The sequence below is a fragment of the Comamonas sp. SY3 genome (assembly GCF_041730275.1).
Classification (GTDB): Bacteria; Pseudomonadota; Gammaproteobacteria; order Burkholderiales; family Burkholderiaceae_C; genus Comamonas; species Comamonas sediminis.
This window is the reverse complement of record NZ_JBGTYN010000004.1, coordinates 273,570-295,404: the sequence shown is the minus strand read 5'-3', so window position 1 is coordinate 295,404 and position 21,835 is coordinate 273,570. Positions and strand designations below refer to the sequence as shown.

General features: G+C 67.0%; 23 protein-coding genes. 11 read left to right on the top strand and 12 right to left on the bottom strand.

Features of this window, described 5'->3' with window-relative positions:
- Positions 1-45: 45 nt before the first annotated feature.
- Complete coding sequence (locus ACCQ08_RS07950; RefSeq protein ID WP_373449415.1) at positions 46-2,355, bottom strand: TonB-dependent siderophore receptor; 2,310 nt, start codon at positions 2,353-2,355, stop codon at positions 46-48.
- A 163-nt stretch (positions 2,356-2,518) separates the two neighbouring features.
- Complete coding sequence (locus tag ACCQ08_RS07945; protein ID WP_373449414.1) at positions 2,519-3,451, bottom strand: helix-turn-helix transcriptional regulator; 933 nt, start codon at positions 3,449-3,451, stop codon at positions 2,519-2,521.
- Positions 3,452-3,613: 162 nt separating this feature from the next.
- On the opposite strand from ACCQ08_RS07945, the gene ACCQ08_RS07940 reads away from it, so the two are divergent.
- Together ACCQ08_RS07940 and ACCQ08_RS07935 are read left to right on the top strand one after the other, a co-directional pair.
- Positions 3,614-4,630, top strand: coding sequence for an alpha/beta hydrolase (locus ACCQ08_RS07940; protein WP_373449413.1), 1,017 nt, complete (start codon positions 3,614-3,616; stop codon positions 4,628-4,630).
- A 12-nt stretch (positions 4,631-4,642) separates the two neighbouring features.
- Positions 4,643-4,942, top strand: coding sequence for a DUF2218 domain-containing protein (locus tag ACCQ08_RS07935; RefSeq protein ID WP_373449412.1), 300 nt, complete (start codon positions 4,643-4,645; stop codon positions 4,940-4,942).
- Between the two features lie 19 nt (positions 4,943-4,961).
- Here the strand turns inward: ACCQ08_RS07935 and ACCQ08_RS07930 are convergent, their stop codons facing one another.
- Entirely contained in the window at positions 4,962-5,810 is an 849-nt protein-coding gene (locus tag ACCQ08_RS07930) for a M48 family metallopeptidase (RefSeq protein ID WP_239810252.1), read from the bottom strand.
- A 169-nt stretch (positions 5,811-5,979) separates the two neighbouring features.
- On the opposite strand from ACCQ08_RS07930, the gene ACCQ08_RS07925 reads away from it, so the two are divergent.
- Genes ACCQ08_RS07925 through ACCQ08_RS07900 form a run of 6 tightly spaced genes read left to right on the top strand, consistent with a single transcriptional unit; the run spans position 5,980 to position 11,218 of the window.
- A complete protein-coding gene (locus tag ACCQ08_RS07925; protein ID WP_312413890.1) occupies positions 5,980-6,687 on the top strand; it encodes a hypothetical protein in 708 nt (235 codons plus the stop codon).
- Complete coding sequence (locus ACCQ08_RS07920) at positions 6,684-7,649, top strand: collagen-like protein (protein ID WP_373449411.1); 966 nt, start codon at positions 6,684-6,686, stop codon at positions 7,647-7,649. The genes ACCQ08_RS07925 and ACCQ08_RS07920 overlap by 4 nt, the downstream gene beginning before the upstream one ends.
- Positions 7,646-8,500 (top strand): aspartyl/asparaginyl beta-hydroxylase domain-containing protein, encoded by an 855-nt coding sequence (locus tag ACCQ08_RS07915; RefSeq protein ID WP_373449410.1) that lies wholly within the window; start codon positions 7,646-7,648, stop codon positions 8,498-8,500. Before ACCQ08_RS07920 ends, ACCQ08_RS07915 begins: the two co-directional genes overlap by 4 nt.
- Positions 8,488-9,513, top strand: coding sequence for a sulfotransferase family protein (locus ACCQ08_RS07910; protein WP_373449409.1), 1,026 nt, complete (start codon positions 8,488-8,490; stop codon positions 9,511-9,513). Before ACCQ08_RS07915 ends, ACCQ08_RS07910 begins: the two co-directional genes overlap by 13 nt.
- Positions 9,510-10,655 carry an ABC transporter substrate-binding protein gene (locus tag ACCQ08_RS07905; RefSeq protein WP_373449408.1) on the top strand — a complete coding sequence of 382 codons (1,146 nt, stop codon included), beginning with the start codon at positions 9,510-9,512 and terminating at the stop codon, positions 10,653-10,655. The genes ACCQ08_RS07910 and ACCQ08_RS07905 overlap by 4 nt, the downstream gene beginning before the upstream one ends.
- Positions 10,656-10,675: 20 nt before the next feature.
- Positions 10,676-11,218 (top strand): phage tail protein, encoded by a 543-nt coding sequence (locus ACCQ08_RS07900; RefSeq protein ID WP_373449407.1) that lies wholly within the window; start codon positions 10,676-10,678, stop codon positions 11,216-11,218.
- On the opposite strand, the gene cysC is transcribed toward ACCQ08_RS07900, so the two are convergent.
- From cysC to ACCQ08_RS07875, 5 genes are all read right to left on the bottom strand, one after another.
- Entirely contained in the window at positions 11,173-11,829 is a 657-nt protein-coding gene (gene cysC, locus ACCQ08_RS07895; protein ID WP_373449406.1) for an adenylyl-sulfate kinase, read from the bottom strand. The two genes, ACCQ08_RS07900 and cysC, sit on opposite strands and share 46 nt — an antisense overlap.
- Positions 11,826-12,344, bottom strand: coding sequence for a GNAT family N-acetyltransferase (locus ACCQ08_RS07890; protein WP_373449405.1), 519 nt, complete (start codon positions 12,342-12,344; stop codon positions 11,826-11,828). Before ACCQ08_RS07890 ends, cysC begins: the two co-directional genes overlap by 4 nt.
- The gene (locus tag ACCQ08_RS07885) at positions 12,334-12,687 is read right to left on the bottom strand and encodes a hypothetical protein (protein ID WP_239810245.1); all 354 of its coding nucleotides are present in this window, start codon (positions 12,685-12,687) and stop codon (positions 12,334-12,336) included. The genes ACCQ08_RS07890 and ACCQ08_RS07885 overlap by 11 nt, the downstream gene beginning before the upstream one ends.
- An 89-nt stretch (positions 12,688-12,776) precedes the next feature.
- On the bottom strand, positions 12,777-13,721 hold the full coding sequence (locus ACCQ08_RS07880) for a DMT family transporter (protein WP_373449404.1): 945 nt from the start codon (positions 13,719-13,721) through the stop codon (positions 12,777-12,779).
- 78 nt (positions 13,722-13,799) lie between these two features.
- Positions 13,800-14,501: a helix-turn-helix domain-containing protein gene (locus ACCQ08_RS07875; protein ID WP_373449403.1), complete on the bottom strand. Its 702-nt coding sequence runs from the start codon at positions 14,499-14,501 to the stop codon at positions 13,800-13,802.
- Positions 14,502-14,661: 160 nt separating this feature from the next.
- Between ACCQ08_RS07875 and ACCQ08_RS07870 the strand changes: the two genes are divergently transcribed.
- The 3 genes from ACCQ08_RS07870 (at position 14,662) to ACCQ08_RS07860 (ending at position 18,174) form a co-directional block, all read left to right on the top strand.
- Positions 14,662-16,017 (top strand): MFS transporter, encoded by a 1,356-nt coding sequence (locus ACCQ08_RS07870; protein WP_239810242.1) that lies wholly within the window; start codon positions 14,662-14,664, stop codon positions 16,015-16,017.
- A gap of 128 nt (positions 16,018-16,145) precedes the next feature.
- Positions 16,146-16,874 (top strand): response regulator transcription factor, encoded by a 729-nt coding sequence (locus ACCQ08_RS07865; RefSeq protein ID WP_239810241.1) that lies wholly within the window; start codon positions 16,146-16,148, stop codon positions 16,872-16,874.
- Between the two features lie 28 nt (positions 16,875-16,902).
- The gene (locus ACCQ08_RS07860) at positions 16,903-18,174 is read left to right on the top strand and encodes a HAMP domain-containing sensor histidine kinase (RefSeq protein ID WP_312413917.1); all 1,272 of its coding nucleotides are present in this window, start codon (positions 16,903-16,905) and stop codon (positions 18,172-18,174) included.
- Between the two features lie 203 nt (positions 18,175-18,377).
- Here the strand turns inward: ACCQ08_RS07860 and rbsD are convergent, their stop codons facing one another.
- From rbsD to ACCQ08_RS07840, 4 genes are read right to left on the bottom strand one after another with little or no spacing between them, the layout of a single operon-like run.
- Positions 18,378-18,779, bottom strand: coding sequence for a D-ribose pyranase (gene rbsD, locus ACCQ08_RS07855; protein WP_239810239.1), 402 nt, complete (start codon positions 18,777-18,779; stop codon positions 18,378-18,380).
- Entirely contained in the window at positions 18,776-19,750 is a 975-nt protein-coding gene (gene rbsK, locus ACCQ08_RS07850) for a ribokinase (RefSeq protein WP_373449402.1), read from the bottom strand. The genes rbsD and rbsK overlap by 4 nt, the downstream gene beginning before the upstream one ends.
- A complete protein-coding gene (locus ACCQ08_RS07845; RefSeq protein WP_239810238.1) occupies positions 19,747-20,796 on the bottom strand; it encodes a LacI family DNA-binding transcriptional regulator in 1,050 nt (349 codons plus the stop codon). Before ACCQ08_RS07845 ends, rbsK begins: the two co-directional genes overlap by 4 nt.
- An 8-nt stretch (positions 20,797-20,804) precedes the next feature.
- The gene (locus ACCQ08_RS07840) at positions 20,805-21,833 is read right to left on the bottom strand and encodes an ABC transporter permease (protein ID WP_373449401.1); all 1,029 of its coding nucleotides are present in this window, start codon (positions 21,831-21,833) and stop codon (positions 20,805-20,807) included.
- Positions 21,834-21,835: the final 2 nt, after the last annotated feature.

Below are 21,835 nucleotides of genomic sequence, written 5' to 3'. Positions count from 1 at the left end.
CACTGGCCAGCGGCATGCCGCTGGCCTTTTTTACGTAGATGCCGATCAGAACCTGGCGGTCAGCGACGCATAGAACGAGCGGCCCGGCTCGTTGTAGGTCGCGGCACCGGCACCATAGATGGTGCGCGGGTTGTTCACGCCCACGGCATTGCCCATGCGGTAGAGGCGCTTGTCAAACAGGTTCTTGATGCCGGCGGTCAGGGTGACATCCTTGCTGAAGCTGTAGCGCGCGCCCACGCCGACCAGCGCATAGGGGGCCAGGCGGCGGGTTTCCTCGCCGGTCAGCGGCAGGCCCTGGTAGTCGAGCTTGTTGGGCTTTTGGCCGCCATACCAGGTCACCGAGCCAAGCAGTTGCAAGGCGTTGGTGGTCTGCCATTCCACCCGCGAGTTGAGCGTGTACTTGGGGATGATGGACAGCTGCTCGCCGGTGGTCTTGTTCTTGCTCTGCACCATGTAGGTGAGGTTGTTGCTCAGGCGCACCGCAGGGCCCAGCTTGATGTTGAACGTGCCCTCCAGGCCAGACACCACCGCCTTGGGGATGTTGGTCCAAGTGAACACATCGGCATTGGCATAGGCGCCCGTACCGCCGCTAGCGCTGCCCACCGGGGTCATGCCCGCATCGATCTTGTTGCGGTAGTCGTTGTGGAACAGGGTCACACCGGCCAGCAGGCCCTCGTCGGCATACTCGATGCCCAGCTCCTTGTTGATGCTGGTCTCGGGCTTGAGGTCGGCATTGCCCATCAAATAGCAGGCACCGCCCGCGCCCCAGCAGCCAATGCCCCGGCTGTAGAGCAGGTAGTTGGGGTTCATCTGGTAGAGGTTGGGAGCCTTGTAGGCCCGTGCCACGCCGGCCTTCAACGTGACCTTGTCCGTCAGGTAGTGCGACAGGTTCAGCGACGGGCTCCAGTTGGTGCCCACCTCGCTGTGCTGATCCAGGCGCAGGCCGGGGGTCAGCAAGGTGCGGGCGTTGAGTTCGATGTTGTCTTCGACAAAGACCGAGGCAATGCGCGAGGAGATCTTGCCGCTGCGGCCGGTGTTGCCCACCCCCGGCACGCTGCCGGCCTCGGTCGTGGTCTGCGATACCGAGTTGCTGTCTTCCAACTTTTGCTCCACCCACTCGGCGCCCACGGTCATCACATGTGGCAGGCTGCCCCATGTGCCCCGGGCGCTGACCTCGCCATGGGCGGTCAGGATGTCGAGCTTGGAGGTGCCATAGGCATCGCTGGAGAACAGGCCTTCGGTGCCGCCGGCCAGGCCCTCGTTCAGGCGGGTGTTGCGCGTGGTTTCGTACTGCAGGTAGGCGGTGGAGCTGCCAAAGTCATACTCGCCCTTGTGCGTGACAGCATAGGTGGAGCGGTACATGCGGTTGGTCTCGGTCCCCAGCGCATCGAGCACGCGCTGCGAGGTGGCGACCAGGTTGCCATTCGCATCGACCGTGTAGTTGTTGGTGTTTTGCGTATCGCCCGCATAGATATTGCCCTGGCGCGCAAAGCTGGCATCGAAGTCGATGCGGTGCCCCGCTGCGGGCTTGAGGCTCAGCCGCCCCGACAGATTACGGTCGCGCACGCCTTCGCGGCCCGCAGGGAAGGTGCCGGCATAGATGCCGGTGCGGGTCGAGGCATGGCCTTGGTTGATGTCCCAGGCGTCCGCATCGGTCTTGTCCACATTGCCGCTCAGGCGAAAGCCCAGTTGCTCCGAGATGGGCCCGGCCAGCGAGAAGCTGGTGCGGCTGCTGCTGCCGTCACGCGAATCTTCGGGCTGGTTGTAGTAGACCGTCGCGCTGCCGCTCAGCTTGTCGGGGATGCCCTTGGTGATGATGTTGACCACGCCGCCAGCGGCGCCATTGCCATAGCGGGCCGCGGCGGGGCCGCGCAGCACCTCGATCTGCTCGACGGCCTCTTGCGGCACCCAGTTCATGTCACCCCGGGTGTCGCGTTCGCCGCGCCAGCCGTAGCGCACCGATCCCCGGCTGTTGACGGGTTTGCCGTCGACGAGGATCAAGGTGTTTTCCGGGCCCATGCCGCGCAGGTCGATCTGGCGGTTGTTGCCGCGCTGGCCGCTGCTGGAGTTGCTGGTCAGGTTCACACCGGGCTGCTGGCGCAGCACATCGGCCAGGTCATTGCTCGGCTGGCTGTCCAGGTCTTCGCGCGTGACGGTCGATACGCCCGGTGCCTGCTTCCAGGCGCTTTCTGCCGTGCCCAGCACCTGCACCGTCTCCAAGGTCGGATCCTGCTCCGGCGGTGTGGTTGCCGCTGCCTGGGTCTGTGCCTGCGCTGCCGCCTGCACACCCACTACCAGCACCGCTGCTGCCACGGCGCGCAAGCGCCACCCCTGTTCCCCTGCCTGGATCGACATACCGCCCCTTTTTTGAAAGACAAATGATTTTCATTACCAAGTACTGAATTCTTCCATCCCGCGGGCGCTCCGTGGTTTGCGCGGGCAACAAAGATGTTTGCGCCAGCGGCAGTGCCATCCGGCGGAGACCAGGCAATGGATGCGGACGGAAGAGCGCGCGCTTTTAGACCCGTGCCCGCGCCAGCTTGGGCGCCAGGCCAAAGCGCCTGCGGTAGGCGGTGGCAAAGTTGGCGGCGCTGGTGTAGCCGGCCAGCAGCGCCGCCTGGCCCACGGTGATGCCGTCGCGCTCCAGCGCCTGGCGGGCGCGCTGCAGCCGGCATTCGCGCAAGAACTCGAATACGGTGGTGCCGTAGACGCTGCGGAACTGGCGCTGCAAGGTGCTGGCATTGACACCGGCCTGGCGCGCAATCGCATCCATCGACAGCGCATCGGCCTGGCCCGAGGCCAGAAACGCCTGCAGCTCGCGCAGCCGCTGGTGTTCACGCGGCAGCAGGCCTGCAGCGCTGGCGCCTGGGGCGGCGGCCTCGCCATCCCCCACGGTGGCCAGTGCCTCGCCCAGCAGCTCCAGCGCATGGCTTTCCAGGTACATGTGCTGCAGCAGCGGCGCCAAGCCTGGCGGATGCACGATCTGCTCGGCAATCACGGCGGCGCGGGGCGACAGCTGCCAGCGGCGCGTGGCCAGGTGCTCGTGCATGAAGCGCTGCAGATCGGGCCAGGCGGCCCCGTCGCCACCACCGGCCTGGGCCAGCCAGGCGGGGGTGAGCCCCAGGCTGACCCGGCGTGAATACACGCCCGAGCGCGCGCGCCGCTCAAAGCGTTCGCGCTCGGCCACCGACACCAGCGCCGCGCTGGCGCCCGCGCCTGCATGGCTCAGCGCCACCCGGGTCAAACCGTAGGAGACATCAATGCGCCCTTCCAGCAGCACCACCAGGCGCAGCCCGGCATCGATCTCGGCCTGCGCAGTCTGGTCGCGCAGGTCGCAACCGTCCTCGCTGTGCAGGTGCAGGCCCGGGCGCAGTTCGCGCAGCCGCGAGACATGCGCGCGCAGGTCCGCCTGATCCGCCTCTGGGCTGGATGCAGGATCAGCGCTGTGCATGGGGCAGGCCGGTAGCGGGTGGAAGGGGTGCCCGGCATGCGCAAACATTTTTCTTGCTGCAGCAAACATGGGCCAAGCGGGTTTGTGCCATGCTTGCCATGATAATTTCTTAATGCAAATCATTCTCAAGCCCATGGTTGATTTGCCGCAAGCCCGGCCCCTATGCACATTGCCCTATCCCCCTTCCCCACCCTGCCCTTGGCCCAATTGGTCGATGGGACCCGGCGCCGCTTGCTGGGCCTGGGCGCCGCGCTTACGCTGCCCGGCTGCGCCTGGCAAAGCAGCCTGAAGAATGCCCCAGCGGTGACCCTGCCCGGCACGCGGCAGCTGGACCTGCGCGCCCCCGGCATGCCGGGCCCGGGCGCACCGGAGCGCGTGCACCGCATCATGGTGGCCGTGCCGCCCGACCCGCCGCCGCCCCAAGGCTACCCGGTGCTCTATCTGCTGGATGGCAACCTGCTGTTCACACCCACCGCGCAGCTGATGCGCAACCGCTTTGCGCGCGGCCCGTCGGTGCCCACGCAAGGAGCGGTGGTCGTCGGCCTGGGCTATGCCGACAGCGCGGTGCTGGACCTGAGCGCCCGCAGCTATGACTACACCCCGCCTGCGCCCGGGCCGGCCACCGATGCGCGCGGGCGTGCCGAAGGCGGCGCCGACCATTTTCTGGATTTCATCGACCAGCAGGTGCGCCCGCTGGTGGAGGCGAGCTGGCCGATCGACCGGGCGCGCCAGACCTTTTTTGGCCACTCGTATGGCGGCCTCTGCGTGCTGCATGCGCTGCTGACCCGGCCGGGCAGCTTTCAGCGCTATGTCGCCGCCAGCCCCTCGATCTGGTGGCGCGATGGCTTGGTGCTGCAAGCCTTGCCCGGCTTTTTGGCACAGGCCGCGAACCGGCCTGCCGATGCAGCGGCGCTGCAGCTGTTGCTGACGCAGGGTGAGCGGGAAGCGCGGCCGGCCGCGCCATCGACGCAGTCTTCGCCGCCGGCATCCGCCAGCGACCCGGCCCGTGATGCGATACGGCGCCAGCGCCAGAACGCGCCCGGCATTCCGGCCTTGATGGAAGGCCTGCGCGGCGCGCCCGGCCTGGCGCTGCGCTATGCCAGCTTTCCCGGAGCCGACCACGGCGGCGCGATGCTGCCAGCGGCGCAGCAGGCGTTGGCAATGGCTCTGCAGGACTGATCGCCCGACGCCATGACTTCATCGACCGACACCCCATTCAGCACCCAAGGCCAGGTAGCGACGCCAGAGGCCAGCCGCTACCTGCAGCGGCTGTGCTACCACTTCAGCCGCAAGATCAAGGTGCAGTACGATAGCCTGCAGGGCGAAGCGCAGTTCCCCTGGGGCCACTGCAGTTTGCGGGCCGACGAACGCACGCTCTCCTTTGTCTGCAGCGCAGACGATGCCCTGGCGCTGGCACGGGTGCGCCATGCCATCGATGCGCATGTGGCGCTGTTCTCGCGCAAGAACCCGATGCAGGTGGAATGGGTGTGAGCGCGTTCAGGCCGGGGCTCTAGCGCTTGGCGCGCTCGTAAAGACCTTGCACCTTGGGCACATTCGCCTCCAGGTTGGCGATGCGGTCCGGCCCGGTCGGGTGGGTGGACAGAAAGCCGATGCCGCCCTTGCCGGTGGCAGCACCCATCTTTTCCCACAGCGTCACGGCGGCCTGCGGCGCATAGCCGGCACGTGCAGCGATCTCCAGCCCGACCAGATCGGCATCGGACTCGTCGGAGCGGCTGAACTTGAGCGTCAGCAGCTGGCCGCCCAGGTTGGCCGCGGCCGTGCCCATATCGCCCAGCCCAAAAATGGCCGCGCCCAGGCGGATGCCCAGCCCGGTGGCCTGGGTCTTGGCCAGTTGCTCGCGGGAGTGCTCGCGCAGCGCATGCGCCATCTCGTGGCCCATGACCATCGCAATCTCATCGTCGCTGAGTTGGAGCTGGTCGATCAGCCCGGTGTAGAACACGATCTTGCCGCCGGGCATGCAAAACGCGTTGATCTGCTTGCTGCCGATCAGGTTCACCTGCCACTGCCAGTCCTTGGCGCGCGGGTTCCAAGGCAGGGCCTGCGCAATCAGGCGCTGGGCAATCGTCTGGAGGCGCTGCAGCTGCGCATTGCCCGGCCCCGCCAACGCACCCTGCTCTTTGGCCTGCGCCAGCAGCTCGGCGTACTGCTGCTGCGCCGCCTGCTCCAGCGTCTCGGCCGGCACCAGATTGCGCAGCGCGGACGACTTGCCCACATCGACCTGCGCCCAGGCGCTGCCCGCCCCCACCACGGCGGCACCCGCCACCAGTGTTTGCAACCAGGCGCGGCGCCCGTGGCAGGCACAGCTGAACAACGGTGTCGGGTGAGGCAGGTCAGGCATTCCAGTTCCAATCATGAAAACGCGATGATTGCACAGCGGTTGTATCCCCAAATACGATTTCGCTTAGCACATTAATAAATATATTTAATAAATAAATTGCAAACTATGTTTCGCTCTGGTACAAATCTACACCCAATTACATTTGCTCCAAAGCAAAACAGGCCCGCCCATGCCTCATCTGCGTTTTCTGGCCGCCGCGAGCATCGCGCTTGGCCTTGCCTCTGCTGCGCATGCGCAGATGGAGATTCCTGCTGGCTCTGAAGGGAGCCTCGGCGGTGGCAGCCAGGACCTGGGCTGTGAGGCCGTCACCATTGCGGGCAGCTATGCACTGGACGGTGGCACGCTGCAAAACGCTGGGGCCTTTTTGATCGAAACGGGTGGCGTGCTCGATGCCCAGGGCAGCATCCAGCTGGGCTCCGATTTTCGCAACCAGGGCAGCTTGAACGCAGCGGCCAGCACCATGGTTTTCGACGGCTCCTGCGCCGCGCCGGGCGCCAGCCTCACCGTCTCCGGCGTCACCACGGTGGCCAATCTCACCTTCAGCTCCAGCAGCGGTCAAAGCTTTGTGCTGCCCAACGGCGCCAATATCGTCGTTACGGGCAACCTGGTGCTGCAAGGCCAGCCGGGCCAGCCGCTGCAGATCACCACCGCATCCGGCCAGCCAGCGACCTTCACCTTGGGCCCGGGCGCACAAGTCACGCAGCAGAACGTCAACCTGGTCAATGTCTACATCGGCCCACCGCCTAGCGCGGCGCCGGTCGCGGTGCCGGTTTCCGGCCTGGGCTGGACGGCCAGCCTCGCACTGCTGCTTTCGCTTTTGTCCTGGGGCGCGTTGCGCTCTGCCCGCATCCGCTCTTTTCTGAGAACCCAGCCATGAACCTCGTCACCTCCTTCTTCCACAGCCGTTGGCTGGCCGGCGGCATCATGGCCCTGGCTGCGAGCGCCGCATGGTCTGCCGATACCAGCTTCAAGCCGGCGGCAGGCTCCGGCTTTGTCATCAAGGACCAGGCCAACCAGGATCTGTTCCGGGTGCAGGGCACCGGCGAAACCTATGTACCGCCAGTCCGTACCGCGCCCGAGACCGGCACCGAGCAGCTGTGCATGGACCCTGCCACCGGCCGCCTGCTGCGCTGTGCGGATGGCATTGGCACGGGCGCTACAGGCCCGGCCGGTCCCACCGGTCCGCAAGGCCCGGTTGGCCCCGCAGGCGCCATTGGCCCGGTTGGGCCGGCAGGCCCCACGGGTGAAACCGGCCCAAGCGGCACTGTGGGTACAACGGGCCCAGCAGGTCCTGCAGGCCCTGCGGGCCCCACCGGCGCTGCCGGCCCTGCGGGCCAGACAGGCCCCATAGGTCCAACAGGTGCTACCGGTGCGACCGGGCCTGCCGGTCCCATCGGTGCTACCGGCGCCCAAGGTGCCACAGGCGCTCAAGGCCCTGCTGGTCCCGCAGGCGCCACTGGCGCGACCGGGCTGACGGGCGCGACCGGTTTGCAAGGACCTCAGGGCGAGCCAGGCCCGCCTGGTGCCCAAGGTATTCAAGGACCCGCCGGCTCGATTGCCGCTGTACGCACTGTCGAAGGCGATGGCACGGGTGAACTCTGCCAAGCAGTCGCCTGCTGCAATGTTGGCGAGCAAGTGATCGGTGGCGGCCATTCGGCTTTTAGCGGGACCGTACAAAACCCTGTCTTCGATGTGCGTGTATCGGTCAGTGCACCCGGCTCGCCGACCAACTGCAGCGGTACCCGTGGTTGGTCGGTACAGATCCTGAACTCGTTCAAAGGCGACAATTCTTTGACCTGCAAGGCCTACGCGCTTTGCGCCCCTGTCACCACGCCATGACCCACACGGCCGCTCCGGACCTGCAAGCCCAGCCCCGCCAGGGTCTTCGCCTGCAGGGCATCACCACCATGCGCCTGCCCTGGCGCCTGGAGGTAGCGGCTGCCTTGCAAGAAGCCCAGCAACTGCCCGAATCCCTGTGGCGCATGCATTTCAACCAGGGCCGGCACGATGGTGGCTGGCAGGCGCTGGCCTTGCGGGCATCGGCCCAGGCGCCGTCGGACATCATGCCGATGGATGCCAGTTTGGACGCGTATGCCGACTGCGAGGCGCTGCAGGCCTGCCCCGCCATTGCCGCCCTGCTGCACAGCCTGGACCTGCAGTGGAAATCGGTGCGCCTGATGCGCCTGCAGCCTGACAGCGAAATCATGGAGCACACCGATGCAGGCCTGTGCGCGGCCGAGGGCGATGCCCGGCTGCACATTCCCTTGCAGAACGAAGAGCGGGTTTTTTTCCATTTGGGTGGCCAGCGGGTGCCGATACGCGTGGGTGAATGCTGGTACACCGATGTGTCCCTGCCCCACCGCGTGCGCAACCGCAGCGGCAAGGCACGCATCCACCTGGTGGCAGATGCGCTGGTGGACGAGCGCCTGGCACAGGCGTTTGCCGCCGGTGACCAGGGCGAGCCAGCGCCTGATGACGGTGATCCCTGGTTGGCTTTTGAACAGTTTCGCGAGCGCGTGTTTGCGCAAGAAGCACTGGCCGATGCGCTGGCCGGCTGCACCGACCTGGCCAGCCTGAGCGCCCGCAGCATTGCGCTGGGCCAGGCCCAGGGCCTGGTGTTTGATGCCTCCGATGTCGAATCGGCGATGAAGGCCGGGCGCCGCGCCTGGAATGCCCAATGGATGCTCTGACCCTCCAGGGCTGGCGGCCCGTTCGGCTGTACCACGATGGCAACCAGACCATGGTGGACTGGGCGCGCCTGGGCGATGCACCGCTGCGCGCGCCCTTCTACCAGGAGAGCCTCAAGCCGCTGCTCAACCTGCCGTTCAACCAGGCCTTCCGCCGGCAGACCCCGCTGCAAGTGCTGCTGGACTGGCAGGCGCAGTCGCCGGGTATCACTCCTTGCCTGCTGGTCTTCCATGTCTCGCGCTGCGGCTCCACCTTGTTCCCCCAGGCACTGGCGCAAAGCGCCCACCACCTGGCGATGTCCGAGCCGCCACCGGTCGATTTCCTGCTGCGCGAGGCACGGGTCAATGGCTGGCTCAGCCCCGCGCAATCCATTGCCGCGCTGCGTGCCTGGATGAGCGCCTGGGCCCAGCGCAGCGATGCGGCCAGCCCGGCGCTGCAATCGGCCAGCCTCAAGATCGACGCCTGGAACACCGACCAGGCACCGCTGTTGATGCAGGCCTGGCCTGAGGCCTTGCCGGTCTTTTTGACCCGCGAGCCGCTGGCGGTGCTGGTGTCGCAGATGCAGGAGCGCGCTTTCTACCTCGTTCCCGGCGCCTTTGGCCCCACGTTCGGCCTGCCGGGCCTGAGCCTGCTGGAGCAGGCCACGATGCCGCCCGCGCAGTACTGCGCACGCATGCTGGGCCGCATTTATGCGGACATGGCCCGGGTGGCCGATCCGGCGCAAGCGCTGGTGCTGGACCATGCCCAGCTGCCCGAGGCCATCGAGCAGTGGGTGCTGCCACGCATGTCCTGGCAACCCGATGCAAAAGCCATGCAGGCGCTGCGCGAGCGCCTGTCGCGCCACGGCAAGCGGCCGCATGAGCCCTTTGGCCAGGACACCCTGGACAAACATGCCAAGGCCGACGCCGCACTGCGTGCACTGGCCGCGCAATGGATGGCCCCCCCTTACCAGCAATTGCGGGCCCGGTGCGACGCCCACGACCGCGCAGAGACTCTCACCGAGGCCGCTCTATGACCATGATTCCAAGACGCCATTTTCTCGCCTCCACCAGCGTGGCCGTCAGCACGACCGGCGGCTGGAGTGCTGCGCAGGCGCTGGTCCACAGCGCCCCGGCCCCGCAAACGGCCAAGGCCTGGCAGCTGCTGGCCGTGGCGCCGCAGTCGCACAAGGTGGCCACTCTGGGCTCGGACTACCGCCGAGGCCTGGAGCTGGGCCTGGCCCAGCGGCCGGAGATCGCTGTACAGCTGCACTGGGTGGAAGCCCCACCCACCCCCAGCCGTGCCGCCCGCAGCATCACGGCGGCGATGGATCAGCTGCCCCAGCTGCATGGTGTTGTCGGCTGGATGCCGCCCGCCGTCGAAGCCAGGGTGGCCGCCCATGCGCAACCCAGGGGGCTGCCGCTGTGGGCCAGCGATACCGGTGCCGATCTGCCTGCCGTTGCCAAGCCGGGCCAGCCCCAGGCCGTCGTGCGCCACAGCCTGGATCTGTGCGGCAGCGCCGCGCAGCTGGCGCAGCTCGTCTACCAACAGCTAGGCCCACGGGCCGTGCTGGCTGTTGGGCAGATGGAAAGCGGCTACGACTTTGTCTATAGCTTCGAGCATGCCTACCGCGCGTGGGGTGGACGGGTTCTCGCCCGCCATGTCGGCCGCCAAGGGCCACAGAGCGAGGAATTTGACGGCTTGCGCACTGCTCTTTTCAGCCACCGGCCTGATGCCGTTGTGGCCTTGTATTCCGGCCCGCAGTTAGCTCGCTTTGCCCGCTGGTGGCAGGCGCATGCCCAGTCGCAAGGTGCATGGGGACTGGCTGGCTTGCCTTGGCTGGAGGATGTGCATACCGGCGGTAATACCATCACTGCTGGCACCTGGCCCAGCGCCGCTCAGGCGGAGCCGGTTTGGAAGCAACGTTTTGAGCGGGTTGGATTGCCTTGGACCGCTGCAGCCTTGCTTGGCGCCGAAGCGGGGTACAGCATTGCGGCTGCCTTTGATAACCCTGCTCAACAGCCTTTCGCTGCTGCGTTGCGCCAGCGTTGGCAATTGGCGGTGCGACAGGGTCCACGCGAAAGCAGTTCGCGCGATATCGCCTCGACCACCAACGTGCACAACCGCCCTATGACCCCTCTTGTCAGCGGATGGCTTAACGGCTATCTGCAAACCTAACAACGTCAAAGGAATCGACCATGGAACTGTATTTAGGCCAGATAGTCATGTTTGCGGGAAATTTTGCCCCTAGGGGCTATGCCTTTTGCAATGGACAGATTCTCTCCATCGCTCAGAATACCGCCCTGTTCTCACTTCTGGGAACCACCTATGGAGGAAACGGCGTAACCAATTTCGCTCTGCCTAATTTAAGTGGCCGGATGCCAATTGGTGTTGGACAGAGTCCAGGAACCGAGAATGTGCTCCTGGGCCAAGTTGGAGGAAGCCCCAATGTCACCTTAACTTCCTCACAGCTCCCAATACATAACCATACATTGGCCACCCCTGTGGCAAGCACCGCGGCAGGCACACTGCAAGCAGCGACTAGCGGCGCGATGCTGGCACAGTCAAACCAGCGGGACGCGCAGTACATTCCGGCTGCCGAGGCAGGCACCCCGGTTTCACTGGCAGGTGCTACAACCACGGGATTGGCTGGTGGTTCCCAGTCTGTCCCGACAATGTCGCCCTATCAGGGAATTCACTTCATTATTGTGGTTTCAGGCATCTTCCCATCGCGTAACTGAGCATTGAGCGCGGACGCGTTCAAATACGCCAGCACGGCGCCCAGCGCCGCTTCAGGCGCCAAATTTGCACCCTGCAAATGCAGCTCCGGCTGCAGCGGCCGCTCATACGGGCTGTCGATACCGGTAAAGTCGCGCAGCTCGCCGCGCCGGGCGCGCGCATACAAGCCCTTGGGATCGCGCGCCTCGCACACAGCCAGCGGCGTATCGACAAACACCTCGACAAAGGCGCCGGGCGCAAACAAGGCCCGCGCCTGTGCCCGGTCTGCCGCAAACGGCGAGATGGCAGCCACAATGACCACCAGGCCGGCATCGGCCATCAGCCGCGCCACATGGGCCATACGGCGGATATTCTCTGCCCGCGCCTCGGCACTGAAACCCAGATCGGCATTGAGCCCCTGGCGCAGGTTGTCGCCATCGAGCGCATAGGTATGGCAGCCGCGCTGGTGCAAGGCCCGCTCCAGCGCATGGGCCAGGCTGGTCTTGCCTGAGGCGGATAAACCGGTGAGCCAGATGCAGCAGGGCGCATGGCCCATCAGCGCGGCGCGTTGCGCCGGTTGCACCGACTGGCCAGGCGGAAAGATGGCGGCCACGGGTTCTGGATGGTCGTTCATTCGGCAGGCTCCGTCTGGGTGGGCGCGCGGCGCATGGTCACGTACAGCCCATCGCCTGGCAGTTGCACAAAGCCCAGCCGCAGGTATAAATGGCGCGCGCGGTTCTGCGGCTCCACGCTCAGCGCCAGCGGCTGCCGCTGGGCATCAGCGCAGTCGCACAGCCACCGCAGCAGCACGCTGCCCAGGCCTTGGCCACGCTGTGCAGCCAGCAGCGAGATGTCGACGACCCGTAACTCATCGTGCCCGTCCTCCACAATCAAACGCCCGATCGGCAAGCCATCCCGCTCGACCAGGTAATACACCGCTTCGGGGTAGTAGCTGCCATAGTGCTGACGCTGAAAATCAAACTGCGACTGGCAGAAGGCATTGATGGCTTCAGGCGGCCAGCCGGTGGCCGCCAGCTCGTCGCTGCGCACATCGCGGTATAGGGCACGCAAAAAATCCGCATCCGACGCCAAAGACTGGCGCAGCTGCAAGCGGCCCAGCTGCAGCGCCGCAGGCAGCTCAGAGGGCATGGCTGAAGTGGGCCTCGTAGTACACGCCTTGCGCATCGGCCCCGGTGGCGGACACCATGATCGCAAAGTCGCCCCAGTCCGCATGGCGTGCGCGGTAGGTCTGGCTGGGCAGCACCGGGGCGGCCGGGCCCTGAAAATTGAGCCGGAATGCGGCCATGCCTGGGGCCGTTCGGCCTTGCGTTTCAAAGGCCGTCACCAGCAGCGGAATCTGGTGCGTATGCCCCGCCGTATCCCCCGCCAGGAACACCAGCGACTGGCCCTGGAGCTGGCTGGCCATCTCCTGCGTCAGCACCCGCGACCATACGGCATCATCCAGTTGGTAAGTGGCTTCGGGCAAGGTCATACAGGGGCAGCAAACGCAGTCCATGGTGGCAAGAGCGCCATTCTATCGCTGGGCCTGCGGGCGGCACCAGCGAATGCGTGACCTGGATTTCAGCCCCGCATCTCCGCCTTCACCACCACCCAAAGCCCCAGCAGCACCGCCGCCAAGCCCACCCAGGCCACCCAGGGCTGGTGCTCGCCGACAACCCACACCGCCAGCACAAAGGCCGCCACTGGCTCGATGAGGCTGAGCGCCACTCCGGTGGGCCCGGAGATATGGCGCAGGCCCATCGAGAACAGCAAGTGCGCAATGCCCGAGACGACAGCGCCCAGGTAGACGACGACCAGCACGGCAGACAGGCTCCAGTGCGGCACGCCCGCATACAGCGCGGCAACAGGCAGCGCCAGCAGCGCAGCACCGCTGAACACATAGAAGTTCACCACCTTGGGCGACATATGGCTGACCAGGCGCTTGTTGACCAGCGCATAGCCGGCATAGGACAGCCCCGCGAGCAGGCACAGCGCCAGCCCAGGCCAGGAGACCTGGCTGCTGCCGCCCTCGCCCATCACCATCGCCACGCCACCGGCCACGCTGACCAAGGTGCCCAGCCACCACAGCGGCGACAGCGGCGCGCGCAGCACCAGCGCCTGCAGCAGGCCCGCCCAGATGGGGCTGCTGCCAATGGCCACGGCCGTGCCCACGCCTACACCGGCCATCTGCAGGCCGGCATAAAAGAACACGCTGTAGCCGCCAATGCCCAGCGATGCCCAGAAGAACGACGACAGCCGCAGCCCCGCCTGGCGGGGCCGCAGCACCAGGCTGCCAGTGCTGCCGCGCCGCGCCCAGAGCAGGCTCAGGCCCAGGAAGGCTGCCGCCACCGCCAGCTGCGCCGCACCCACCCAGAACGGCGACAGCCCCGCCGCCCCTAAGTATTGGGCGGTGCCGCTGGTGCCCCAGAGCACGCCGGCAATGGCGACCAGTGCGATGCCCTGGGCGGAGGCGCTGAAGAAAGAAGAAGGTGCAGGGGAAACCATGCCGCTGGATGTCTGTGTCATACCGCTATGGTGCTGCGGCGGGACCCGGGCAAATGTCGAGAAACGCTTGTGCCTGCGCTGCTCCACAGGCCCCATGCATCAACGCGCCGCGCTCTTGCGCAGGCTGCGGCTGCCCACGCCACGGTCGCGCCGCAGTGCATAGGCCAGCGCGCTGGCGGTGCTGTAGCCGCAGCGCAGTGCCGTGGTCTCCAGCGGCTGGCCGGCTGCCAGCGCTTTGCTGGCCTCGGTCAGGCGCAGGTCGCGCAGCCACTGCTGGGGGGTGCTGCCGGTCAGCTCCAGCCAGCGCACATGGAAGCGCTGCGGGCTCAGGTGCGCGAGGGCCGCCAGTTGGGGGGTGCGCCAGTCGCCGGCCAGATCGGCCCGCACCGCAGCGGTGATGGCCTGCACATCCAGCGCGCGGCGCAGCAGCAGCTGCGGCGATTGCTGCACCCAGGCCACATGGGCCTGGGCTACCGTCAAGGCCGAGGCATGGGTGGCCAGCCAGTCACGCGGTGGTGCGGCAAAGCGGCGCATCTGCGTCCAGTCTGCGCCATCGGGCACATCCACCACGGCCAGTGCACTGCCCTTCTGCGCGAGGTAGGCATGGGTGGAGCCGGCCGGTATCACCACGCCGCTGGCGGTATCGACATAGGCCGCCTTGCCATCGACCTCCAGCTCCATGCGCCCGGCCAGTGCGTACAGCAGCTGCACATGGTCATGGCTGTGCGCCTGCTGCTCGCCTTCGTAATGGCGAACAGAGTAGTCAGGAGCCAGCAAGCGGTGGTGAGAGTGGTCGGCCATGGCAGCGGTGCATCAGTGCATAGCGCACAGTGTAGCCAGGCGCTGGCGGTTGCTCCCTGTTGCGCCGCTTGCCCCGCCTGGCCGTGCGGATCAGCGTATATTGGCGCATGGTCCGGGACTGGCCCGGGCCGCCCCGCTTACTGCACAGCTTTCCGTCTGCATGGCCGACACCTCTTCGCCCCTCTCTTCTTCCGCTCCCGCGCCTGCCGCCCGCCGCTCCTGGGCGGACACGTTCCGCGTCTACACCGAGCCGGCCAGCCTGCGCATGCTGGCGCTGGGCTTTTCTGCCGGCCTTCCGCTGCTGCTGGTGCTGGGCACCTTGTCGTTCTGGCTGCGCAAGGCGGGGATTGACCGCAGCACCATCGGCTACCTCAGCTGGGTGGGCCTGGCCTATGCGTTCAAATGGGTCTGGTCGCCACTGGTCGACCGGCTGCCGCTGCCAGGCCTCACACGCCTGCTGGGGCGCCGGCGCAGCTGGCTGCTGCTGGCCCAGGGCCTGGTGATCGCCGGCCTGCTGGGCATGGCCTGGGCCGATCCGCAACTGCACCTCAACCACGTGGTCTGGTGCGCGCTGGCCGTGGCCTTTGGCTCGGCCACGCAGGATATTGCGCTCGATGCCTACCGCATCGAATCGGCCGACGCCGAGCGCCAGGCGGCACTGGCCGCCACCTACCAGACGGGCTACCGCATCGCGATGATCTGGGCCGGCGCTGGCGTGCTGTGGCTGGTGGCGCTGGGGCTGCAAGAAGGCGCGGGCGACTACCAGCGCCAGGCCTGGAGCTTTGCCTACCTGGTGATGGCCGCGTCGATGCTGGTGGGCGTGGTCACCGTGCTGCTGTCGCCCGAGCCCGTGGCCAAGGCGCTGACCCCTGCCCGCAATGCCGCCCAGTGGCTGCGGGAGGCGCTGGTCGCCCCGTTTGCCGACTTTCTGGGCCGCTACGGTTGGCATGCGGCGCTGATCCTGGCCTTGATCGCGATCTACCGCATCTCCGATGTGGTGATGGGCATCATGGCCAACCCCTTTTATGTCGACATGGGTTACACCGAGGCCGAGGTCGCCTCGGTCAGCAAGATCTTCGGCGTCATCATGACCCTGGTCGGCGCCTTCATTGGCGGCGTGATCTCGATGCGCATCGGCGTGATGCGGGTGCTGATGCTGGGCGCGGTGCTGTCGGCCGGCAGCAACCTGCTGTTTGCCTGGCTGGCCACCCGTGGCCATGACCTGGTGGGCCTGATTGCGGTGGTCTCCGCCGACAACCTGGCCGGCGGTATTGCGTCGGCGGCCTTCATCGCCTATCTGTCGAGTCTCACGAACGTCAACTACTCGGCCACCCAATATGCGCTGTTCAGTTCGATGATGATGCTGCTGCCCAAGTGGATTGCCGGCTTCTCGGGCGTCTATGTGGACCATTTCGGCTATGCGCAGTTCTTTGTGTCGACGGCGCTGCTGGGGTTGCCGGTGCTGGTGCTGGTCTGGCTGGCGTCGCGCATCAGGCCCGTGCCCGGCAGGCCCTGACCCGCTTGGCACGGCCGATGCGCGGTTTACCAAACTTTACGGCAGGGACAATCCGGCGCGACCCCGGCGTGCCACGATCGCCCCTATAGCAAAATCTGCGGGTCCTCCCGCCCATAACCATGACTGCCATGCATACCCACCAACTGTTGATGATCGAAGATGACGAGCGTCTGGCCAATATGGTGAGCGAGTATCTGGCCCAGTCGGGGCTGCAGGTCAGCCACATGGCCGATGGCGCCAGCGGCCTCGCAGCGCTGCAGGAGCCGGCCAGCGGCCAGTCGCCCGACCTGGTCATCCTCGATCTGATGCTGCCCGATCTCGACGGCCTGGAGGTCTGCCGCCGCATTCGCACCTTGAACGGCCCCGCCGCCCAGGTGCCCATCCTGATGCTGACCGCCAAGGGCGACCCGATGGACCGCGTCATCGGCCTGGAAGTGGGCGCCGACGACTACCTGCCCAAGCCGTTCGAGCCGCGCGAGCTGCTCGCCCGCATCCGCGCCATTCTGCGCCGCCGGGTCGATGGCGGCAGCGCGGCGGCCCCCGCCAGCCAGGTGCTGCGCTTTGGCAGCCTGGAGATCGACCGCGACGCCCGTTCCGTCACGATCAGCGGCAAGCCCGCCGACCTGACCAGCTACCAGTTTGACCTGCTGGTCACCCTGGCCGAACGCGCCGGCCGCGTGCTCAGCCGCGACCAGATCATGGAAGCCGTGCGGGGCCGCGAGCTCGAAGCCTTTGACCGCTCCATCGACGTGCACATGGGCCGCATCCGCGCCGCCATCGAGGCCGATGCCAAGAACCCGCGCCGCATTCTGACCGTGCGCGGCGTCGGCTACGTGTTCGCCAAACAGCAGGACTGAGGACTGGCTCCAGCGCCCCGCCGCCCGCATGCATCTGTACAAATACTTCGCCGAACGGCTTTATCTGCGTATCTGGCTCACCGTGGTGGGCGGCGTGGCCGTGCTGATCCTGGTGATTGGCTGGGCCTGGCAGGCGGCGGCGGAAAAGAACGCCACGCCACTGCAGCCCCCGGCGCGCGAGCTGCTGATCCGCAGTGCCGATGGCTCGTTGCTGCTGCATGGCGAGGCGGTGCGCCAGCCCGGCGACCCCAGCGAACTGGTGCTGTACCTGATCGAGGACGACCAGGGCCGCACCTACGAGATGGAGCTGCAGCGCCGCTCCGGCCGGGGCGAAGGCCACCGCCCGCCGCCGCCCAATCTGGGTCCCTGGTGGTTCTGGGTCAAGCCGCCGTTTGGCTTTTTCTGGATGCTGGGCCTCATCGGCGTCGTCGTCGTCGTGGGCGTGTTCCCCATCATCCGGCGCCTGATGGGCCGGCTCGAGGCACTGCGCAAAGGCGTCAAGCAGTTTGGCGATGGCGACCTGTCGGTGCGCGTCGATGTGCGCGGCAATGACGAGGTCAGCGACCTGGCCGAGCAGTTCAATGCCGCAGCCGCCCGCATCGAGGCGCTGGTGCAATCGCACAAATCGCTGCTGGCCAACTCCTCGCATGAGCTGCGCAGCCCGCTGACCCGCATCCGCATGGGCGTGGAGCTGATGGGCGAGAAGCCCTCGCCCACGTTCAAGCAGGAGATCCAGCGCAATATCGCCGAGCTGGACCAGCTGGTTGACGAAATTTTGCTGGCCAGCCGTCTCGGTGCGCGCGAGGCCGATGTGGGCACCGCCGAGATGATCGACATCATCGGTCTGTGCGCCGAAGAGTGCGCACGGGTGGAGGCCGACCTGGAAGTGGCCGACATGCATGGCGATGCGATCGAGGTGCGTGGCATTGCCAAGCTGCTGCGCCGCGCGGTGCGCAACCTGCTGGAAAACGCCCGCCGCTACTCCCAGGGCCCGATCACCTTGTTCCTGGACAAACAGGGCGCGTATGCGGAAATCCGCGTCGCCGACCGGGGGCCCGGCGTGCCGCCCGACCAGCGGGAGCGCATTTTTGAATCCTTCTACCGCATGCCCGGCGCCAGCGAGCGCCATGGCGGTGTGGGCCTGGGCCTGGCCCTCGTGCGCTCGATTGCCGAGCGCCATGAAGGCAGTGTGCATTGCGAGGGGCGTGAGGGCGGTGGCGCCGTCTTTGTGCTGCGCCTGCCGTTGGCACCGCTGGCACGCAGCACGCCTGCGCAAACCCTGCCTCCGGCCAGCGTCTAAGCCAGCGGCGAACGCATTGAAAAAGGGCCTCTTGCTTTGCAGCAGAGGCCCTTGTTGATGGCACGGTGGATGTCAGCGCGTAGAGCCGTTAACACAGCCCAGCAAACCGAAGGTTTGCGGTGGAGACTAGGCGTCAAGCCGCAGGCAGTACAGACGTACGACAAGGCTTGGCAACGACGTATCAAGGGCCGTGTTAGCGGCTCTTAAAAAGCGACGCCGGAGCGCAGCGCAATATTGGCATAAGGCGTGCATTCGCCAGTGCGCACCACGGCCACGGCCTGGCGGCTCAGCGCCTTGAACGCTTCATGCGGCACGCATTGTGGCGCGCTGGGCAGGCCATCGGCCTGGCGCTGCTGGTACCAGGCCGGCAGTTGCGGCCCGTCCAGGCACTCATTGGCGACGACGGCGGCTTCCACCTGCAGTTCGCTCAGGATGGCCTGCAGCACCTGGTCCAGGCTGGGCACCCCGCGCGCCACGGCCAGGTCCACCCGGCGCACGCCAGGGGGCACCGGCAGGCCGGCATCGCCAATGACCAACAGATCGCCATGGCCCATCGCGGCGATGATCTGCGACAACTCGATATTCAACAGCGCGGCACGCTTCATACGGGGCTCCAGAGGCTGGCTTCGGTGCGGGTGGCGACCTCGGCATGGAAAGGAATGGAAGGCTGTGCGCCTGCGCGGGTCACGCAGATGCCCGCCGCACGGATGGCCCACTGCGTGGCGTCGTCCAGGCTGGCGCCGGCCGCCAGTTGCACGGTGAGTGCGCCCAGGAAGGTATCGCCAGCGGCCGTGGTGTCCACCGCCTGCACCTGGGGGGCGCGGTGCCAATGGGCGGCGGCCTCTGCGCAACCCTCGGCCGGCTGGCCGCAGCAAACGGCGCCCTGGCTGCCCAAGGTCACCACCACCTGGCCCACGCCCTTGGCCTGCAGCCAGCGCGCGGCACGGGCGGCGCTTTCGGGGCTGTCCACCGGGCTGCCGCTGAGCTGGGCGGCTTCGCCTTCGTTGACCACCAGCACATCCACCATGGGCCACCAGGCATCGGGCAGCGGCTGCACCGGTGACGGGTTGAGCACAGTCTTGCAGCCCACGGCGCGCGCGCTGCGCAAGGCCTGGTCCACCTCTTGCAAAGGAGTCTCGAACTGCAGCACCACATAGTCGGCATCCTGCAGCAGCGGGCGCAGCACCGGCTCGGTCACTTGCAGCCGCAGGTTGGCACCGGGCACCACCACGATCTGGTTCTGGGCGCTGTCATCGACGCTGATGACGGCCACGCCGGTGGCATCGCGCGCACTGCGCTGCACATGCTGCACATCGATATGGTCGGCCACCAGACCAGCGAGCAATTGGTCGGCATAGGCGTCCTCGCCCACGCAGGACAGCAGGCTGACGGCCGCCCCCTGCCGCGCACAGCTGACGGCCTGGTTGCCACCCTTGCCGCCGGGCACCTGGCTGAGCGACTGGCCCAGCATGGTCTCGCCAGCGCGCGGCATATGCGGCACGCGCAGCACCAGGTCCATGTTCAAACTGCCCAGCACCACGATACGCGGCGCCTGGCTCAAGATAGGCACATTCACACTGTTTCTCCACTCACAATCGGCACGGCAGCCCGGGCCAGCGCCCGGCTGCTCTCGCGGGTGACCAGCGCCGGCACCAGCATCTGCGTGGCAGCGGCGGCCGGGCCGGCGCTGCGGCCGGCCTGGATGCGCTCCAGCAACCAGGCCAACGCCTGCTGGGCCATGGCCCGGGTCGGCTGGGCCACCGTGGTCAGCGCTGGCTGGGTATAGCTGGCCAGCTCGATATCGTCATAGCCCACCACGGCCACATCGCGCGGCACCTGCAGGCCCGCCTCATGCACGGCGCGCAGCGCGCCCATCGCCATCAGGTCGTTGCAGGCAAACACGGCCGTGGGCCGGTTGGCGCCGCCGTCGTGCAGCAGGCGCTGCATGGCCACATAGCCACCGTTGACGGTGAAATCACCATGCACCAGCAGATCGCTGGGCAGGCCCACCAGCTGCAGTGCCTGGCGCCAGCCCTGTACGCGCTGTTCGCTGGACTGCAGATCCTGCGGGCCAGCGACGCAGGCAATGCGCTTGCGGCCCAGGGCCATCAGGTGCTGGGTGGCCAGCATGCCGCCCTGCACATGGTCGGTCTGCACGCAGGGGCGCTCCAGGCCGGCAATGGCCCGGTCGATCAGCACCATCGGCAGCGCCGTCTGCACCAGGTGCTGGGACATCAGCGCGTCATCGCTGGTGGAGGCCACGATCAGGCCATCAACCCGCTTTTGCGACAGCACATCCAGGTAGACCTGCTGGCGCCCGGCATCGTTGTCGGTATTGCACAGCAGCAGCGCATAGCCGGCTGCAAAGCAGGCGTCTTCGACCGCGCGTACCAGCTCGGCAAAATAGGGATTGGAGTTGTCCGGCACCAGCATGCCGATGGTGTGCGTGGCCTGGGTCTTGAGGCTGCGCGCCACGGCGCTGGGCACATAGCCCAGGGTCTGCACGGCTTCCAGCACACGCTCCTGCGTGGCCGGCAGCACCGAACGCGTCTTGTTCAGCACATGCGAGACCGTGGTGACGGACACGCCCGCCAGGCGCGCCACGTCCTTGATGCTGCTCATCACCACCGTCAGGCCCGGCGTGCGGCACGGCGCTGGCGCACCGTGTCGATGATCACGGCCACGACGATCACCGCGCCGGTGATGATGCGCTTGGCCGGCTCGCTGGCGCCGATCTGGGCCAGGCCCGCTTCCAGCACCGCGATGATCAGCACACCAAAGAAGGTGGCGATCACCGAGCCGCGCCCGCCCATCAGGCTGGTGCCGCCGATCACGACGGCGGCAATCACTTGCAGCTCCATGCCGCTGCCGGCATTGGGGTCAGCGGCCTCCAGGCGGGCCGATTGCATCAGGCCTGCCAGGCCGGCGAGCAGGCCGGTCAGTGCAAACACCAAGATGCGGATGGGGCGCGGATCGATACCGGCCAGGCGCATAGCCTCTTCATTGGTGCCGATGCCGACCACATAGCGGCCGAACACGGTGCGGGTCAGCACAATCTGGCCCAGTGCCACCACCACGATGGCGATGACAAAAGCCGCCGAGACGCCAGCGGCAATGGGCGCCGCCAGGCCCGAGATCGCATCGCCCACATACTGGGTGCGCGAGTCGGTAACCAGGTAGGCCGCGCCACGCAGCGCTTCGAGCATGCCCAGCGACACAATGAAGGTGGGCAGGCGCCAGACCACCGAGATGGAGCCCAGCACCGCGCCGCACAGCAGGCCGCAGAGCAGGCCCAGCGCACCCGCAGCCCAGGGGTTGAGGCCCCAGACCAGAATCGCCTGGGCCGCCACCGCCGCCGACAGCGCCAGCACCGAACCCACCGACAGGTCAATGCCCGCCAGGATCAGCACAAAGGTCATGCCCACGGCCATCACCGCCAGCGCGGGGATCTCGTTGGCGATGGTGACAAAGGTCTCGGTGCTCCAGAAATACTCGCTGAGGAAACTGAACAGCGCGACCATCGCGGCGAGCACCAGAAACAGGCCCACATAGGTGCCCCAGGCCTGCATGCGGCCCGAAGACGCCTGCGAGGCGGCGCTGGCAGCCGCTGCAGCCGACGGCGTAGGCGCGCTGGCGCGCGCGGAAAGGGGGGTTGTCATGG

Coding starts and splice junctions, on each gene's coding strand:
- ACCQ08_RS07870 (WP_239810242.1), top strand. CDS start 14,662: ATGGCCGACACCTCTTCGCCCCTCTCTTCTTCCGCTCCCGCGCCTGCC.
- ACCQ08_RS07940 (WP_373449413.1), top strand. CDS start 3,614: ATGCACATTGCCCTATCCCCCTTCCCCACCCTGCCCTTGGCCCAATTG.
- ACCQ08_RS07935 (WP_373449412.1), top strand. CDS start 4,643: ATGACTTCATCGACCGACACCCCATTCAGCACCCAAGGCCAGGTAGCG.
- cysC (WP_373449406.1), bottom strand. CDS start 11,829: ATGAACGACCATCCAGAACCCGTGGCCGCCATCTTTCCGCCTGGCCAG.
- ACCQ08_RS07885 (WP_239810245.1), bottom strand. CDS start 12,687: ATGACCTTGCCCGAAGCCACTTACCAACTGGATGATGCCGTATGGTCG.
- ACCQ08_RS07900 (WP_373449407.1), top strand. CDS start 10,676: ATGGAACTGTATTTAGGCCAGATAGTCATGTTTGCGGGAAATTTTGCC.
- ACCQ08_RS07950 (WP_373449415.1), bottom strand. CDS start 2,355: ATGTCGATCCAGGCAGGGGAACAGGGGTGGCGCTTGCGCGCCGTGGCA.
- ACCQ08_RS07930 (WP_239810252.1), bottom strand. CDS start 5,810: ATGCCTGACCTGCCTCACCCGACACCGTTGTTCAGCTGTGCCTGCCAC.
- ACCQ08_RS07920 (WP_373449411.1), top strand. CDS start 6,684: ATGAACCTCGTCACCTCCTTCTTCCACAGCCGTTGGCTGGCCGGCGGC.
- ACCQ08_RS07840 (WP_373449401.1), bottom strand. CDS start 21,833: ATGACAACCCCCCTTTCCGCGCGCGCCAGCGCGCCTACGCCGTCGGCT.
- ACCQ08_RS07860 (WP_312413917.1), top strand. CDS start 16,903: ATGCATCTGTACAAATACTTCGCCGAACGGCTTTATCTGCGTATCTGG.
- ACCQ08_RS07890 (WP_373449405.1), bottom strand. CDS start 12,344: ATGCCCTCTGAGCTGCCTGCGGCGCTGCAGCTGGGCCGCTTGCAGCTG.
- ACCQ08_RS07880 (WP_373449404.1), bottom strand. CDS start 13,721: ATGACACAGACATCCAGCGGCATGGTTTCCCCTGCACCTTCTTCTTTC.
- ACCQ08_RS07945 (WP_373449414.1), bottom strand. CDS start 3,451: ATGCACAGCGCTGATCCTGCATCCAGCCCAGAGGCGGATCAGGCGGAC.
- ACCQ08_RS07905 (WP_373449408.1), top strand. CDS start 9,510: ATGACCATGATTCCAAGACGCCATTTTCTCGCCTCCACCAGCGTGGCC.
- ACCQ08_RS07865 (WP_239810241.1), top strand. CDS start 16,146: ATGCATACCCACCAACTGTTGATGATCGAAGATGACGAGCGTCTGGCC.
- ACCQ08_RS07925 (WP_312413890.1), top strand. CDS start 5,980: ATGCCTCATCTGCGTTTTCTGGCCGCCGCGAGCATCGCGCTTGGCCTT.
- ACCQ08_RS07915 (WP_373449410.1), top strand. CDS start 7,646: ATGACCCACACGGCCGCTCCGGACCTGCAAGCCCAGCCCCGCCAGGGT.
- rbsD (WP_239810239.1), bottom strand. CDS start 18,779: ATGAAGCGTGCCGCGCTGTTGAATATCGAGTTGTCGCAGATCATCGCC.
- ACCQ08_RS07875 (WP_373449403.1), bottom strand. CDS start 14,501: ATGGCCGACCACTCTCACCACCGCTTGCTGGCTCCTGACTACTCTGTT.
- ACCQ08_RS07845 (WP_239810238.1), bottom strand. CDS start 20,796: ATGAGCAGCATCAAGGACGTGGCGCGCCTGGCGGGCGTGTCCGTCACC.
- ACCQ08_RS07910 (WP_373449409.1), top strand. CDS start 8,488: ATGGATGCTCTGACCCTCCAGGGCTGGCGGCCCGTTCGGCTGTACCAC.